The following is a 16,306-nucleotide window of genomic DNA, read 5'->3' as shown; positions in this document are numbered from 1 at the left end:
AGATGATGCAGGGTCAAAAGGCAGTCCAGCTTGCAGGCGCGGGCTTGCCCGCGAACACCGGCGAAGCCGGTGCCATGCACCGCCGGGCATTCTCCGCGGCAAAGGCGGCACTTGCCGGAGCGGTGGAAGCCCCGGCAAGCCCCGACAAAGGGGTCAACGCAGGTAGTCCTGAACCCACTTCACCCAACAATCAGCGCCAATCTTCACCAACGCATCATTGAAATCGTAGTGGGGGTTATGCACCGAGCACCCATGGAACTCGCCCGTGCCATTGCCCAGCATGAAGTAACAGCCAGGCCGCGCCTGCAACATGTAGGCAAAGTCTTCGGTGCCCATGACCTTCTTCGGCATCTTGTCCAGCAGCGCGCCGTCGGTGAACAACGGCCTCAGGCTGTCACGCAGCAATGCACTTTCGTGATCGCTGTTGCACAAGGCGGGCGCCAGTTGGGTGAATTGCACCTCGATCTCCACGCCATAGCTTTCGGCATGCCCCTTGGCCAGGGCGTCAATGCGGCTGTTGATCTTCTGCTGGGTCTGGGCCGTGTCAGTGCGCACGCTCAGCAACATGCAGGCCTCGTCGGGGATGATATTGTAGACGGTGCCGGCCTGGATCATGCCGATGCTGATCACGGCGTAGTCCTCGACGCTCAGGTTGCGCGACTTGATGGTCTGGATGCCACTGATCAGGCTGTTCAACGCCATCACCGGGTCTACCGACAGCTCCGGCATCGCACCGTGCCCGCCTTTGCCGGTAATCCGAATGCTGACGCGTTCGGAAGACGCCATGGTGGGCCCCGCCTGCACCACGCACGTGCCCACCGGCAGGCCGGGCATGTTATGCAGCGCGTACACCGAGTCGCACGGAAAGCGCTCGAACAGGCCGTCGTCGATCATCGCCTTGGCCCCCGCCAGGCCTTCCTCGTCGGGCTGGAATATCACGTTCAACGTCCCGTTGAACTGGCGTGTAGTCGCCAGTTGCGCAGCGGCTGCCAGCAGGATCGCGGTATGCCCGTCATGGCCACAGGCATGCATGCGGCCGGGGATCTTGCTGGCATGCGCAAACGCATTCTTTTCGCCCATGGGCAGTGCGTCCATGTCTGCACGCAAACCGATGCTGCGCGGGCTGTCCCCCACTTTCAGCACGCCGACCACACCATGCCCACCTACATTGCGATGCACTTCATAGCCCAAAGCTTGCAGCTTGTCGGCTACCAGGGCCGCTGTATCGGGGGTGTCGCCGCCAATTTCCGGCGCAGCGTGGATCTGCCGGCGCAGCATGACGAACTCATCCAGCTCGGCAGCTGAGCCCCGTGTTTGATTGCTCTGCAAAATACCCATATCACTCGCATCCTTTGTTTTCGGGGAAGTACCTGAGGCAGGCCAGGCTGACGATGCCGCCGGCCAGCAAGAAGTAAGCTGGCGCCAACGCCGTGCCCAGCGCTGCAATCAGCCAAGTGGCCACCAACGGCGAAAAACCACCGAACAGGGTCACACCCAGGCTGTAGCTGACCGAGGTGCCGAACGAGCGCCTGGCCTTCGGGAAGCCCTCCATGATCAGCGCGAAGAACGCACCGGCACCGATACAGGTCGGCAAGATCAGGATCGCCACGCCCATCATGGCCAGGCCCATGTGCTGCACTTGCCCAAGCAGATAGAACACGGGCAGGGTCAACACCACCGGCGCGGCGACCGTCCACACCAGCAGGCGTTTTCTGAGCTGATACTTGTCGGCGAATTTGCCGGCCAACGGGCAGATGACGGCCATGCAACCGCTACTGATGCAGGCAATCGCCATCGCGCTGCCGGGTGGATAATGCAAGGCGGTGGTCAGGTAGGTCGGCATGTAGAACACGAACAGGTACATGCCAATGGTCGAGCTGGCCATCAGGCCGATGCCTTGGGCGATGCGTTTGAGCAGTTCGGCATCCAGCCCCTGCTCTGTCTTCTGCGCCGGTGCGACCTCGTGGGTTTCCGGCAACCGCGTGCGTATATACCAACCGACCGGCCCGATCAGCAGGCCGAAGATGAACGGTATGCGCCATCCCCAGCTTTCCAACGCCGTGGGATCGAGCAACTGGCTGAGGGCCAGGCCAAAGCCGGCCCCCACCAAGGCGGCATAGCCTTGGCTGGCAGCCTGCCAGCTGACGCTCTGGCAGCGGCTGCCAACCGCACTGGATTCCATCAGGAACACCGACGCGGTACCGACCTCCCCGCCTGCCGACATGCCCTGGATGAGCCGGCCGGTCACCAGCAGCAAGGTGGCGAAAATCCCGATCTGTGAATACGTGGGCGCAAAGGCAATCATTGCGGTGCCCAGGGTCATCAGCCCGATGGTCAGGCTCAAAGCGGCCTTGCGTCCATGCCGGTCAGCATAGCGGCCGATGACCATCGCCCCGACCGGGCGCATCAGGAAACCGACGCCAAAGGTGGCCAGCGACATCAACAACGACGCCATGGCCGAGTCAGAGGGGAAGAAGTGCTTGCCGATCAGTACAGCGAAGAAGCTGTAGATCGTGAAGTCGTACATTTCCAGCGCATTGCCCAACGAGCAGGCGACCAAGGTTTTACGGGAGGACGATACCTGCGCGGCTGAATGCGCACCTTTTTGCAGGCTCGCCGATGTGGGTAGCGGTCTGATCATTGTTGTCTCCGTTGGCAAATCGCGGCGTGCAGCGAATATCAGCCAATCGGGCACTCAATACACTTGCAGTTTCGGCATAGGGATAACCAATGATTAATTAGCCGGCGCGATCGTTGGCCAAATTGCCCTGAGCTGGAGCACAGTCCGCCCTCGCTCCGCGCGCGGCCCCAATAACGCCCACAGATCAGCATCCGTAGCGCAGCGTTGACGCGGGTACGAAGCCTGTCTAAAGCGGAGGTGCCCGCCAATCCACACGCCGTGCCAGCCCCTGATTAACCAAACGGCATGAGCTGACCGAATAAGCAATCACGCTGCAACGTTCTGTTCACCGACGCTAAAGCCACCACATCACCGTGCTGGCCTGGAGTCGTGAATGAACACTCGCATTACGTCGTTGCTGTTGATGATCCAAGGGGCTTGCCTTGCTTTGCAGGCACAGGCAGAGGGTTTTCCGACGCTCGCGCGGATTGCGCCGGGTTTTGGTTATTACGGGCTGGATTACGGCTTCGATGACACGCTCAAGGTGTACGGCACCGTGGATGCATTCGCCAGCTACCACGACTCACAGCACCACTCGGGTTTCAGGCTGGCCGGTGGCGGCGCCTGGACCAACAAGCTCGGGCTGTACGCACGCAAGGCGCTTACCCCCGATACCGTCGTGGAGCTTGACGTCGAGGAGGGTTTCAACCTCAATGGCGAGGCCCTGGAGGGCACCTGGGATACCGTCGGTACCCTGCGCCTGGCGACAGTCGCCCTGCGCTCGCGCACCCTGGGCAAGCTCGAGTTCGGCAAGACCTACGGCATGGCCACGCCCACCTACGCCGACCCGTTCCTGGCCACCTATGGCTCGCCCTACACCTACCTGGCCCTGCCTGCCGCCGGCAAGGGCGCCTTTTACCTTGACCTGCGTCCCAAGCACACCCTGGCCTACACCAGCCCGACCTTCAGCGGCTTCAGCCTCGGTACCGCGCTGAGCTTCGGCTTCGACGATGCCGCCAGCGCTGGGCGCACCGTGCGTGGCGGTGGCGCCCGGCTGCAGTACCGCAACAGCCGGGTGATGTTGCTGGCCTCCTACAACCGGTACTACAGCGACCCATGGGACGACGGCGGCGTTTCACGCCAGACCGCCAACGATTTCAAGAGCCTGTCGGCGTTCTACGATTTCGGCCCGCTGGCCACCAGCCTCACCTGGCAACGTCAGGACGTGGACCAGGCCGGCACGCCCAGCACCACGCTCTACACCTTCGGCATGATGGCGCCGGTGGGCGAGCTGGACGTGCTGCGCCTGGCAGTGATGCAACGCCAGGTCAGCGCCCGCGACAAGGACGCGTGGGGTGTGATGATCGGCTATGACCACTTCATCAACCCCCGCTGGGCCCTTTATGGACGCCTCGGCATGATCGCCAACCAGCGCGCCTCGTCGGTCACCTACGCCGGCACCCCGGTGGACCAGGCGGGCGATAACCCAAGCAACGTCTCGCTAGGCATGTACTACCACTTCTGACCCCACGGGGCGGGTCTGCTTGAGCACCTGCCCGCGCAAGCTGTGGAACAGCTCCTGGGCAGGCGCCGTGAGGCTGTGGCGGTCGATGCAGACCAGGTTGATGGGGTAATCCGGAATCAACTCCTGCACCGCCATGGCGACGAACTCGCAATCGATACCGTAGGTAAACCCTTGGTCCACCGCCAGTTCGCTGATGGTCATCAACGATTCCGTGTTCTTCAACAGCTTCAGCGCCATCATCACTGAAGTGCATTCAACGGTATTCTGTGGCACCCGAAGGCCGTTGGCTTCGGACAGTTGGTGAAACTGCGAAGCCTGGTCGGACAACTCGTCCAGGCTGATCCAGGGGGCGTATTGCAAGGTGCGCAGTGACTGGCTGAACTTCTGCCGATTCGAGGCGTGGCAAATCACCCTGCCTTTGATACTGCCCAGTGCCTCCCAATCCAGGCTCAGCCGACTCAGCGGTTGCTGCGAAGTAATGGCAAAGTCCAGGCTGCCATCGCGCAAGCGCTGCAGGATCTGGCTGGGGCGCAGGTCGGTGATGGTAATCTTCACCCGCGGGTACTTGCGCCGAAAGGCCAGGATACTTTCATCGACGCCATCGAGCATCGCCGTCAACGACGTAACCCCGATCGACACGGCGCCCAGCGCCGCATCCTGAATGCTCGCCGCTTCGATCTGCAGGCGGCGTATGCTCTCTACCACAAGGTTGGCATGGCGGATGACACGCTTGCCTTCCTCGGTAAGGGCCATGCCTTTATGCGACCGCTGCAACAGGGTAAACCCCACCTCCCGCTCCAGCTCCTTGATCGAACGGCTCAGCGCGGGCTGAGTAATGTGCATGAGCTTTGAGGCTTCGAGGATGCTGCCTGCGTTATGAATGGCGACCAGCGCCCTGAGTTGGTGAAGTTTCAACCGTCTGTACCTTGTTGTTAGCGGCCGGTTCGAAAGGTGTTCTGGCAGCCCTGACAGCCGTTGTCGGCAAGGCCTGAAAGGTATGGCTAGCGCAACACAGCCAGCATGCTGGCCGCATCGCTGACCTCGAACTTGCCGGGGCTTTCAACCGCAATGTACTGGACTACCTGGTCGTCGACCAACATCGCATACCGTTGCGAGCGCCGCCCCAAACCGCGTGCCGAAAGGTCCTGGGTCAGGCCCAGCGCCTCGCTGAATTCGCCATTGCCATCGCCGATCATCTTGACCGCATCCCCGACCTGCAAGCTGTTGCCCCAGGCGTTCATGACAAAGGCATCGTTCACCGAGACGCACAGGACTTCGTCAATGCCAGCCGCAAACAACGCAGGGGCCGCCGCGACATAACCGGGAACATGACGTTCAGAGCACGTCGGCGTGAACGCGCCCGGCAACGCGAAGATCAGCACCTTCTTGTGCTTGCAACGCTCGCGAATGGAAAAGGCCTTGGGGCCGATCGCGCAGGCACCTGCGTCGTTGTTGTATTGATAAAGGGTAACGTCGGGCAGTTGATCGCCGGTTTTGATCATCGCTGTCTCCTGGGTGAGGTGAAGGCCAGGCAGCCATGATGCCGCAGTCGACCAGGCAACGCATCATGAGCAGGGCTAAAAAACCTGTGAAATAACTTCAATATCATTCATGCAGCGCCCCGCCTAGGATACGCCTCAATCAAACACATCAAGATTACGGTGTGAACGACTCAGCCTACGCAACTGACCAGCACTGGATCGCTCACACTCAGGCACCTGGAAGCCATAACCATGGATAAAGCGCCAACATTCACCGTCAAGCGCATTGCGTTCGACGAACATTATCTCCCTGCCGAAAATACCCGCATCACGACCAACTTCGCCAATTTGGCACGGGGTGCAAACCGCCAGCAGAACCTGCGCAATACCCTGACGATGATCAATAACCGTTTCAATGCGCTGGCGCACTGGGACAACCCCGAACATGATCGTTACCGTGTAGAGCTGGACATCATATCGGTGGAAATGAACCTTGAAAGCGCGCAGTACGGCAATGCCCTGCCGCTGATCGAAATATTGAAAACTTATATTGTCGACCGCAAAAACAATACTCGCCTCGAAGGCATGGTAGGCAACAACTTCTCCTCGTACGTGCGCGATTACGACTTCAGCGTACTGTTACTGGAGCATAACAAGCATCGGTCGACCTTCAGCATTCCCGATCATTTCGGCGAGCTGCACGGCAACCTGTTCAAGTGTTTCGTCAACTCGCCAACCTACCAGGAGCACTTCAGCAAACCACCGGTTATCTGCCTGAGCGTATCGAGCAGCAGGACTTACCTGCGCACCGAAAATCAGCACCCTGTGCTAGGGGTTGAATACCAGCAGGATGAGTACTCGCTGACGGATGAATACTTCAAGAAAATGGGCTTGAAGGTGCGCTATTTCATGCCGCCGAACAGCGTCGCCCCGTTGGCGTTTTATTTTGCCGGCGACTTGCTGGCTGACTACACCGACCTTGAACTGATCAGCACCATCAGCACCATGGACACCTTTCAGAAAATCTACCGACCCGAGATCTACAACGCCAACTCTCCTGCAGGCAAGGCCTACCAGCCCAGCCTGAAGAACCAGGACTACTCGCTCACGCGCATTATCTACGACCGGGAAGAGCGCAGCCGCCTGGCGATCGAGCAGGGCAAGTTTGCCGAGGAGCAATTTGTCAAACCCTACCAGGCCACGCTGGCGCAATGGTCCGCTCAATACGCACGTTGAACATTCAAAGCACAAGGTCACTGTTCATGAACACATTGCTACCCACCTCCACGGCCGGCAGCCTGCCTAAACCCGCCTGGCTTGCTCAACCCGAAACACTTTGGTCACCGTGGAAGTTGCAAGACGAGCAACTGACTGAAGGCAAACAGGATGCCTTGCGCCTGGCCTTGCAAGAACAACAACACGCCGGTATCGACATCGTCAGTGACGGCGAACAAACCCGGCAGCACTTTGTCACCACGTTTATCGAGCACCTCAGCGGCGTTGATTTCGAACAACGGAAAACCGTCAGAATCCGTGATCGCTACGATGCAAGCGTACCGACGGTTATGGGTGCTGTCGCTCGACAAAAGCCGGTGTTTGTCGAAGATGCCAAGTTCCTCCGCCAGCACACCACACAGCCGATAAAGTGGGCGCTGCCCGGCCCCATGACCATGATCGACACACTGTATGACAACCACTACAAAAGCCGCGAGAAACTGGCCTGGGAGTTCGCCAAGATTCTCAACCAGGAAGCCAGAGAGCTGGAAGCCGCGGGCGTGGACATCATTCAGTTCGACGAACCGGCATTCAATGTTTTCTTTGACGATGTGAATGACTGGGGCGTGGCTACCCTCGAAAGGGCCATCGAGGGCCTAAAGTGCGAAACGGCCGTCCATATTTGCTATGGCTATGGCATCAAAGCCAACACCGACTGGAAAAAGACCCTCGGTTCAGAATGGCGGCAATATGAACAGGCCTTCCCCAAACTGCAGCAGTCCAGCATCGATATCATTTCGCTGGAATGCCATAACTCGCATGTTCCGATGGACCTGCTCGAGCTGATTCGCGGCAAGAAGGTCATGGTCGGCGCCATCGATGTGGCCACCCATGCCATTGAAACACCCGAAGAGGTCGCCGCCACCCTGCGCAAGGCACTGCAATTCGTCGATGCCGACAAGCTCTACCCTTGCACCAACTGCGGCATGGCACCCCTGCCACGCCAGGTAGCCAGCGGCAAGCTCAAGGCGTTGAGTGCAGGCGCGGCAATTGTCCGCCAGGAACTCGCTAACGCACGCTGAAATGAATGCAGCCACAGGACCTACCATGTTGCTTTCCGGTACGGCGATCGAGCCGTCGACTTTTCGTCAGGCACTCGGGCACTACGCATCCGGCATCACGGTGATTACATCGCATCTTGAGAGCGAGCCGATCGGTTTCACCTGCCAGTCGTTCTATAGCGTGTCGATGAGCCCGCCGCTGGTGTCATTCAGTGTGATGTCCAGTTCGGCCAGCTACCCGAAGATTCGCCAGGCTGGCCGCTTCACGGTCAACATCCTGTCAGGTGAACAGGTCAGCATTTCCAACCAGTTTGCCCGGCGCGGCGCCAACAAGTGGCAGGGCGTCGAATGGCAAGCATCGCCGTTGGGCAACCCGATCATTGCCGGCAGCCTGCATTGGCTTGATTGCGAAATTCACGCCGAACATGCCGCCGGGGACCACCTGATCGTGATTGGCGAAGTCAAAGCGTTGAACCTGCAGGCAACTGCTGCCACGCAGCCGCTGCTGTATTTCAAGGGGCAGTATTGCAACCTCGCCGCGCATGACGCGGCTTGAGCCTCACTCCACTCACGGAAAACCCAGCAAAGGAATTGCCAGGATCACGCGGCAGTGAAGAAAGCCCGCCATTACTGCGTTGATCCGCTATTTTACTCATGATCGATTTACGCCACCTGCGAACCCTCCAAGCGCTGCGTGAAACCGACAGCCTGCACGAGGCCGCCGAGCGCCTGCACCTGACACAATCAGCCCTGTCGCACCAGTTCCGCGATATGGAAGAGCGCATCGGCATGCCACTGTTCGTGCGCAAATCCAGGCCGGTGCGCTTCACCAGCGCCGGGCTGAAGCTGCTGCAGCTGGCCGATCAGGTGCTGCCTCAGATCCGCAATACCGAACGGGAGCTGGGCAAACTGGCCGGGGGCTGCGCCGGACGGCTGCACATCGCCATCGAGTGCCACAGCTGCTAGCAGTGGTTGATGCCTTCAGTGGATGAGTTCCGCGGCGCCTGGCCTGAGGTGGAACTGGACCTCGCCTCCGGTTTTTCCTTCGCACCACTGCCAGCCCTGGAGCGCGGCGACCTGGACCTGGTGGTGACCTCCGACCCGGTGACACTGCCAGGTATCAGCTACGTGCCGTTGTTCAGCTACGAGGCGCTGCTGGCCATCGACAACCACCACGCCATGCGCCACAAGCCGTATCTGGAGCCCGCCGATATCGCCAGCCAGACACTGATCACCTACCCGATCGAACGCACCCGTCTGGACATCTTCACCCGCTTCCTCGACCTCGCCGACATCGAGCCCGCACAGGTACGTACTTCAGAACTGACCGTGATGATGATGCAACTGGTTGCGTCCGGGCGAGGCGTCTGCTGCCTGCCCAACTGGGCCGTGCACGAATACAGTTCGCGCGGCTATGTAACCGCCAAGCGCCTTGGCGAGCACGGCCTGCAGGCAAACCTTTATGCTGCGCTGCGCAGTGACATGCTGGACGTGCCGTACGTGCGTGATTTTCTGCTCACGGCCAAGGACATCTCGTTCACCACGCTGGCAGGTGTCAGCGTGGCGTCAGGCCCGGTTCTCTGAAAGCCGGGCGTGCGTTTGCGAACCTCAGTACCGGCCATGGCGCGCCATGCCCCTACCGCCAACGAATCAGCCAGCCTTCGCCAACTGCACTTGCAGAAACGCCATCAGTGCCCCCGCCACAGGTGACAGGCTGCGCCCTTTGCGGGTGAGCATGCCGATATGCCGTTCTACCCTGGGCTCCTCAAGGGGTACGAACGCCAGTTTGTCGTTCTCCTGCGGAAAAGCGAGGTACGGCAAGGTACTGATCCCTACCCCCTCCTCCAGCATGGCGATCAACGAAATCATGTTGGAAATGAACAGCCGGCTATCGGCCAGCAAACCCTCGGCCTCGGTACCCGCCAGCAATTGCGAGGTACCGTTGCGGATCATCGGCACGCCCAACAACTGCGCCCAATGCAGCCGCCCCCCCGCCTGCGCCAGCGGGTGGTCGCTGCGGCACACCACGCCAACCTGATCATTCACGATGGGGGCGAAGTCGAGCTGATCATCGTCCACCCACAGGCTGCTGATGCCGAAATCCACCTGCCCTTGAGCGAGCAACTGCTGCACACGTTCGGCCGTGCCGTCCTGAATGCTGACCTGCACATTGGGGTGCGCGGCCACAAAGCGGGCCAGCGGCCCTGGCAGCATTCGGCTGGCCACAGAAGGCACGGTGGCGATGCTGACCTGGCCGATTTCATGCCGGGCAAACAGCATGGCTTCACGCGCAATACGGTCATGGTGCTCGATCAAGCCACGAAACAACGGGAGGCAATGCTCGCCAAATGGCGTCAGCTCTACCCGGCCACCGCCCTTTTCGACCAATGCCTGCCCCAGCTTCTGCTCCAGTTCACGCAGGGCCAGGGATATCGCAGGCTGGGTGCGAAAGGCCTGGCGGGCGGCCGCGTGGAAACTCTTGAGTTCGGCGACCAGTACGAAGTAACGCAACTGGGCGATTTTCAGCTCGGGCAACATGGTTAGCATTCCTTATCAAAGCATTTTTTTTATTAATTTTTATTTGCTGCATATTGCTCGCATCATGAATGCCATGCAAACGGAGGCGTTCATCCATGTCACACAAGACCTACAACAACTACATCGATGGCCAGTGGTGTGAAGGCCACGCCACTTTGGGCAACTACAGCCCCTCGGACACTGGCGACCTGATCGGCCAGTACCATCAGGCCAGCGCCGAACAGGCCCGCCAGGCCATCCAGGCCGCGCGCGCCGCTCAACCCCTGTGGGCCGCCAGTGGTTTGGAAAACCGCCAGCAAGTGCTGATGGCCATCGGCGACGAGCTGATCGCCCGCAAGGAAGAGCTCGGCGAACTGCTGTCGCGAGAAGAAGGCAAACCCTTGGCCGAAGGCATCGGCGAGGTCAACCGCAGTGGCCAGTTCTTCCATTACTACGCCGCCGAAGTGCTGCGCCAGATGGGCGAGACTGCCGCCTCGGTGCGCCCTGGGGTCGACATCGAAGTGCATCGCGAACCGGTGGGTGTGGTGGGCATCATTACCCCCTGGAACTTCCCCATGGCCACCGCCGCCTGGAAAATCGCCCCGGCCCTGGCCTTCGGCAACGCCGTGGTGTTCAAGCCGGCCAACCTGGTGCCGGCCAGTGCCTGGGCGCTCACCGAGATCATCAGCCGTCAGGGCCTGCCCAGCGGCACCTTCAACCTGGTGATGGGCAGCGGTGCCGACGTCGGCGAGGCCCTGATCCAGTCCGCCGAGATCGATGCCCTGACGTTCACCGGTTCTCTGCAGACGGGCCGACGCGTAGCGGTGGCCACCGCCGGTAACCTGGTGCGCTGCCAGCTGGAAATGGGTAGCAAGAATGCCCTGGTGGTCATGGACGACGCCGACCTCGAACTGGCCGTGGAATGCGCGCTCAACGGGGCCTTCTTCGGCACCGGGCAGAAATGCACCGCGTCGTCACGGCTGATCGTCTGCGACGGCATCCACGACCGCTTCGTCGAGGCGCTGCGCCTGCGTATGCGCCAGCTCAAGGTTGGCCATGCACTGGAGGCTGGCGTACAGATCGGCCCGGTAGCTGACGCGCGCCAGCTGGAACAGAACCTGGCCTACCTGCAACTGGCCCAGGCCGAAGGCGCCACCCTGATCGAAGGTGGCGAGCGCCTGCAACTGGCCTGCGATGGCTACTACATGCGCCCTGCCTTGTTCATCAACAGCCGCAACGACATGCGCATCAACCGCGAGGAAGTGTTCGGCCCCATCGCCTGCGTGATCCGCGTGCGCGATTTTGAAGAGGCGCTGACCACGCTCAACGATACCGAGTACGGCCTCACAGCCGGGATCATCACCCAGTCGCTGCGCCACGCCAGCCACTTCAAGCGCCGCGCCCAGACCGGCTGCGTGATGGTCAACCTGCCCACTGCCGGCACCGACTACCACGTGCCATTCGGGGGCCGTAAAGCCTCGAGTTTCGGCCCCCGGGAACAGGGGCAATACGCTCGCGACTTCTACACCGTGGTCAAGACCACCTACCTGCGGCCCTGAAGGAATACATGCCATGCACGACCTCTTGATGATCGACGGCCTGCAGTACTCCAACTGGAGCCAGGAAATATTCCAGCAGATGCAGGCCGGTGGCCTGAGCGCGGTGCACGCCACCATCGCCTACCACGAAAACGCCCGCGAAACCCTGTCGCGCCTGGGCGAGTGGAACCGCCGCTTCGAAACATGGCCCGAGCTGATCCGCCCGGTACGCACGGCCAGCGACATCCGCCTGGCCCACGAGGAGGGCCGGGTAGGCATCTTCTTCGGCTTCCAGAACTGCTCGCCGATCGAGGACGACATTGCCCTGGTGGAGGTTTTCCGCCAGCTCGGGGTGTTCGTCATGCAACTGACCTACAACAACCAAAGCCTGCTGGCCAGCGGCTGCTATGAGCGCGAGGACAACGGCATCAGCCGCTTCGGCCGCCAGGTGATCGCCGAAATGAACCGCGTCGGCATGCTCATCGACATGTCTCACAGCGCCGAGCGAAGCACGCTTGAGGCCATCGAACTGTCCAGCCGACCGGTGATCATCTCCCACGCCAACCCTGCCAGCTTCCACGCCGCCAAGCGCAACAAGTCCGATGCGGTGCTACGCGGGATCGCAGAGTCCGGCGGGCTGCTGGGTTTCAGCACCTACCCGTTCCACCTCAAGGGTGCCTCGGACTGTAGCCTGGAAAGTTTCTGCGACATGGTCGCGCGCACCGCCGACCTGATGGGTGTGGAGCACATCGGCATCGGCACCGACCTGTGCCAGGCGCAACCCTTGTCTGTGCTGGAATGGATGCGCAACGGCCGCTGGAGCAAGGACAAGGACTACGGCGAAGGCTCCAGGGACAACGCCAACTGGCCGGCGCCCTTGCAGTGGTTCCGCGACAGCCGCGACTTCCGCAACATTGCCCAGGGCCTGCGCGCCCGCGGCTTTGCCGAGCAAGACGTGGGCAACATCATGGGGCTGAACTGGTTGCGCCTACTGGAGACCGCCACCACGGCACAGGCCTGACCCCCTTGCACGGACAGCACCAACAATAAAAACAATCGCAGGTTCCGGAGGTTTCATGAAAAACCCAACCACCTTGCAGGCCGACGGCCAAGCCATGGGCGTGCCTATGGCACGCGATATCGACTGGCCGTTGTTCCTGATCAGCGGCGGATTCCTCGGCGCCTTCCTGCTGGCGGCGCTGATCGACATCGACACCGTGTCGGCGCTGGTCAATACCCTGTTCGCCTGGTCGACAAAGGCCTTTGGCCTCTATTGGCAAGTGCTGATGCTGGCAACCTTCGCCGTCAGCCTGTTCATCGGGTTTTCCAGATGCGGGCGTGTACGCCTGGGCGGGGTCACCCAGCGCCCAGACGTCAGCCCCTTCAACTGGATCGCAGTGATCATGTGCGCCTTGCTGGCAGGTGGTGGCGCCTTCTGGGCCGCTGCCGAACCCTTGATGCACTTTGCCAGCCCGCCGCCCTTCTTCGCCGGCCTGCAACCGCACAGCGAAGCGGCGGCCACCGCGGCGCTGGCGCAATCGTTCGTGCACTGGGGCTTCCTGGCCTGGGCCGTGCTGGGTAGCCTACTGGCGATCGTGCTGATGCACCTGCATTACGATAAAGGCCTTCCGCTGGCGCCGCGCACCCTGCTTTACCCCCTGTTCGGCCAGCGAGCGCTCAAGGGCCCGATCGGCACCTTGGCCGACGCTGCCTCGATCATCGCGGTAGTGGCCGGCACCATCGGTCCGATCGGTTTCCTTGGCCTGCAGATCAGCAGCGCCATGCACGCCGTGTGGGGGTTGCCCAACACTATCGTCACCCAGTCGCTGACCATTGTCCTTGTTACCGCGATGTACACTGTCTCGTGCCTGGTGGGCCTTAAAGGCATCCGCTTTGTCAGCGAGATCAACGTCTGGTTGATGATCGGCCTGGCACTGTTCATGGTGGTATTCGGACCGACGCTGTTCATCCTCGGCGGTTTCCCGGCGGCCTTTGCCCTGCACGTGGAGCACTTCATCCCCCTGACGATGTTCCGCGCCGACCCCAAATGGCTGGACTGGTGGACGGTGTTCTACTGGGGCTGGTTCATCGGCTACGCGCCCATGGTGGCACTGTACGTCGCGCGGATCTCGCGGGGCCGCACCATCCGCGAGATCATCATGACGCTGTCGATCATCGCACCGCTGGTGACCATGTTCTGGTTCACCGTGGTAGGCGGTACCGGGATCGGCCTGGAGCTGCAAACGCCAGGCAGCGTCACCGCCCATGGCGCCAAGCCTGAAGACCTGTTGCTGGGAGTGACGCAGAACCTGCCACTGGGTGGCCTTGTCAGCGCGCTGTTCCTGTTCCTGAGTTTCATCTCGGTGGCCACCAATGGCGACGCCATGGCCTTCACCGTGGCGCTGGCGATGTCCAGCGACGATAAACCGAAGAAGTGGTTGCGTGGTTTCTGGGCAATCGGCATGGGCCTGGCGGCGGTGGTGCTGATCACCATTGGCGCAGGCGGTGTGACGGCCCTGCAATCCTTCATTGTCATCACCGCGGTGCCGGTGTCGCTGGTGATCCTGCCAGCGCTGTGGGATGCCGTGCGCATCGCTCGACACATGGCCCGTGAACAAGGCGTCTGAACATGATCCATCCAGGTACAACAACAATGCCCAACAGCGTGCCTGCAATACCCGCGTTGCGCCCTGCCAGCCAAGTCATGGACCTGGCCCGGCTGGGTAGCCACTTCCAGAGCCCGCTAAGCTTCGTGCGCAGCAGCATGCGGCGGATGATGCAGCAGCGCTGGCAAATCCGGCGCAGCTGTTTCGACCTTGATGGCCAAGGCTTCGGCACTGCGATCTACCGCATCGAAACGCCAAACGGCCATTACCACTGCGTGATCTTCTCGGCCTACCTGCCGCCGGAAAAGCGCAGCGATCGGGTCATCGCCGACCAGTGGGACGTCAGCTTCGTGCTGGTGGCCGGCGATGTCGACTCGGCACAGCTGGCTGACCTGCAACGCAACGTGCCGCTGCAGGAAGCCGGCCGCTTCGATGCACGCGTGCTGGTGTTGTCGCGGGCCAACCGTAGCTTGCGCAATTTCGACCGGTTTCTGGCGGCGCTGGCAGAAGGACGCCAGCCCGATCCACAGCAACTGGCTGAAGTCGGCTACCTGTATCGCACCACAGCGGTTTACGGTAACGGCAAGTTCGGCATCGCCGATTTTGGTTGCCTGCAAGATAACCCGGACTTCAACCAGCCGTTCAGCGCACAGATGTTCACCGTCTACCTGCTGCGTCACTTCAGCATCGAGCAGATCAACCACATGGCCCGGGCACTCGCCCCGCAACGGGCAGTGCAACTGGCCCCGGCGCTACAGCGCTACCTGGGGGTCGGCAACGCGACCGGACTGGGAATGGCCCCTTTTCTGATCAACCACCCTCAACTGGTGGAGCACTGGATCAGTACGCGGGAAACGGCCCTGGCCCTGGTGCTGGCGCAGTCGGCGGAGCCCGCCCCGCTGGCGCGCCTGCAGCAATTGCTGGCGCGCGCCCAGTTGCACCTGAGCCAGTCCCGGACCGAAGACCAGCGCCAGCATGAGCAGAACCTGCAAACCTTGGCCGAGCTTGCTTTACTGGCCACCTGGCTTGGCACGCAAGCCGACGGCGCGGGCCTTTGGCCGCGCCTGCTGGCCTGGGCGCAATTACATACGGGGGTGGGCTGCCAGGAGCTTCTGGTCAGCCTGCTGCTGGAGCTGTACCCCGAGCAGGTCACGCCCCTGGCCGAGCACATGGGGGTCAACGAAAGCTGGCAGCTGGACGCCCAGATGCCCCTTGGGCACCTGCGCCAGCTCATCGAGCAGCAGTATGGCTGGGCGTTGCGCTACGACTTCAGTGCTGCCGATGCGGAGCACTTCTTCTGGTACCGCTCAGCTGAAAAAGAAGAGCCGCGCCTGGGCATTCGCGCAGAGGAGCCAGGGGCCGAAAAAGAAATGCAGCTGGGTATTGCCCGCAATATTCAGCAGTGCCATAGCGCGCTGCTGGAGCACCTGCACCTGCAGCCTCAGGCGCTGACCGCTCACTTCCTGATCGCCCAACCGATGTTCAAGGGCGCGGTACGCCGCCTGCAAGGCATGGCAAAAACAAACTTCGGTGAAATCCGTGCCAATCTGCTGGCCCGGGACATGCTGCCGATTCACCTGCTGCGCTGCAAACTGGCATTTTTCGGCGCGGGGAAATTCGACCCCAAGTCAAGCCGCTGGGTGCGTATCACGCTGTTCCAGGGCGCGCCGCTGGTCAGCGACATCGGTCAGCCGTTCGCAGACGACTGGAATTTCGCAGTCATGCCGCAAAGGGAGTTTTGAC

General features: G+C 61.3%; 13 protein-coding genes and 1 pseudogene. 9 read left to right on the top strand and 5 right to left on the bottom strand.

From position 1 onward, the window contains the following. Window positions 1–153 precede the first annotated feature (153 nt). On the bottom strand, window positions 154–1,338 hold the full coding sequence (locus FQ668_RS09815; protein WP_019436683.1) for a M20 aminoacylase family protein: 1,185 nt from the start codon (window positions 1,336–1,338) through the stop codon (window positions 154–156). A 1-nt stretch (window position 1,339) separates the two neighbouring features. Then, the gene (locus FQ668_RS09810; RefSeq protein WP_019436684.1) at window positions 1,340–2,641 is read right to left on the bottom strand and encodes an MFS transporter; all 1,302 of its coding nucleotides are present in this window, start codon (window positions 2,639–2,641) and stop codon (window positions 1,340–1,342) included. Between the two features lie 373 nt (window positions 2,642–3,014). Here FQ668_RS09810 and FQ668_RS09805 point away from each other — a divergent pair, with 373 nt between their 5' ends. Further along, complete coding sequence (locus tag FQ668_RS09805) at window positions 3,015–4,145, top strand: porin (protein ID WP_019436685.1); 1,131 nt, start codon at window positions 3,015–3,017, stop codon at window positions 4,143–4,145. On the opposite strand, the gene FQ668_RS09800 is transcribed toward FQ668_RS09805, so the two are convergent. Beyond that, window positions 4,122–5,060: a LysR family transcriptional regulator gene (locus FQ668_RS09800; protein ID WP_144180060.1), complete on the bottom strand. Its 939-nt coding sequence runs from the start codon at window positions 5,058–5,060 to the stop codon at window positions 4,122–4,124. The two genes, FQ668_RS09805 and FQ668_RS09800, sit on opposite strands and share 24 nt — an antisense overlap. 86 nt (window positions 5,061–5,146) lie before the next feature. Beyond that, window positions 5,147–5,647, bottom strand: coding sequence for a peroxiredoxin (locus FQ668_RS09795; RefSeq protein WP_019436686.1), 501 nt, complete (start codon window positions 5,645–5,647; stop codon window positions 5,147–5,149). 231 nt (window positions 5,648–5,878) lie between these two features. On the opposite strand from FQ668_RS09795, the gene FQ668_RS09790 reads away from it, so the two are divergent. From FQ668_RS09790 to FQ668_RS09775, 4 genes and pseudogenes are all read left to right on the top strand, one after another. Further along, window positions 5,879–6,862 carry a DUF1852 domain-containing protein gene (locus FQ668_RS09790; RefSeq protein ID WP_019436687.1) on the top strand — a complete coding sequence of 328 codons (984 nt, stop codon included), beginning with the start codon at window positions 5,879–5,881 and terminating at the stop codon, window positions 6,860–6,862. Between the two features lie 26 nt (window positions 6,863–6,888). Next, window positions 6,889–7,923 (top strand): methionine synthase, encoded by a 1,035-nt coding sequence (locus FQ668_RS09785; protein WP_023390404.1) that lies wholly within the window; start codon window positions 6,889–6,891, stop codon window positions 7,921–7,923. 25 nt (window positions 7,924–7,948) lie between these two features. Further along, complete coding sequence (locus FQ668_RS09780) at window positions 7,949–8,458, top strand: flavin reductase family protein (protein ID WP_014591365.1); 510 nt, start codon at window positions 7,949–7,951, stop codon at window positions 8,456–8,458. A gap of 98 nt (window positions 8,459–8,556) precedes the next feature. Then, window positions 8,557–9,486: pseudogene (locus tag FQ668_RS09775) on the top strand (LysR family transcriptional regulator). A 66-nt stretch (window positions 9,487–9,552) separates the two neighbouring features. On the opposite strand, the gene FQ668_RS09770 reads toward FQ668_RS09775, so the two are convergent. Continuing rightward, window positions 9,553–10,440, bottom strand: a complete 888-nt coding sequence (locus FQ668_RS09770) for a LysR family transcriptional regulator (RefSeq protein ID WP_014591367.1) — start codon at window positions 10,438–10,440, stop codon at window positions 9,553–9,555. A 95-nt stretch (window positions 10,441–10,535) separates the two neighbouring features. Here FQ668_RS09770 and FQ668_RS09765 point away from each other — a divergent pair, with 95 nt between their 5' ends. The 4 genes from FQ668_RS09765 to FQ668_RS09750 are packed head-to-tail and all read left to right on the top strand — an operon-like array spanning window position 10,536 to window position 16,305. Further along, a complete protein-coding gene (locus tag FQ668_RS09765) occupies window positions 10,536–11,978 on the top strand; it encodes an aldehyde dehydrogenase family protein (protein WP_019436690.1) in 1,443 nt (480 codons plus the stop codon). A 13-nt stretch (window positions 11,979–11,991) separates the two neighbouring features. Beyond that, window positions 11,992–12,978: a dipeptidase gene (locus FQ668_RS09760; protein ID WP_019436691.1), complete on the top strand. Its 987-nt coding sequence runs from the start codon at window positions 11,992–11,994 to the stop codon at window positions 12,976–12,978. Window positions 12,979–13,033: 55 nt separating this feature from the next. Then, a complete protein-coding gene (locus FQ668_RS09755; RefSeq protein WP_019436692.1) occupies window positions 13,034–14,584 on the top strand; it encodes a BCCT family transporter in 1,551 nt (516 codons plus the stop codon). 26 nt (window positions 14,585–14,610) lie between these two features. Continuing rightward, window positions 14,611–16,305, top strand: coding sequence for a hypothetical protein (locus FQ668_RS09750; RefSeq protein ID WP_019436693.1), 1,695 nt, complete (start codon window positions 14,611–14,613; stop codon window positions 16,303–16,305). Window position 16,306 lies beyond the last annotated feature (1 nt).

This window comes from Pseudomonas sp. Kh14 (assembly GCF_900291005.1).
Lineage (GTDB): Bacteria > Pseudomonadota > Gammaproteobacteria > Pseudomonadales > Pseudomonadaceae > Aquipseudomonas > Aquipseudomonas alloputida.
The sequence above is the reverse complement of the archived record's forward strand: the minus strand, read 5'-3'. Positions and strand labels throughout refer to the sequence as shown.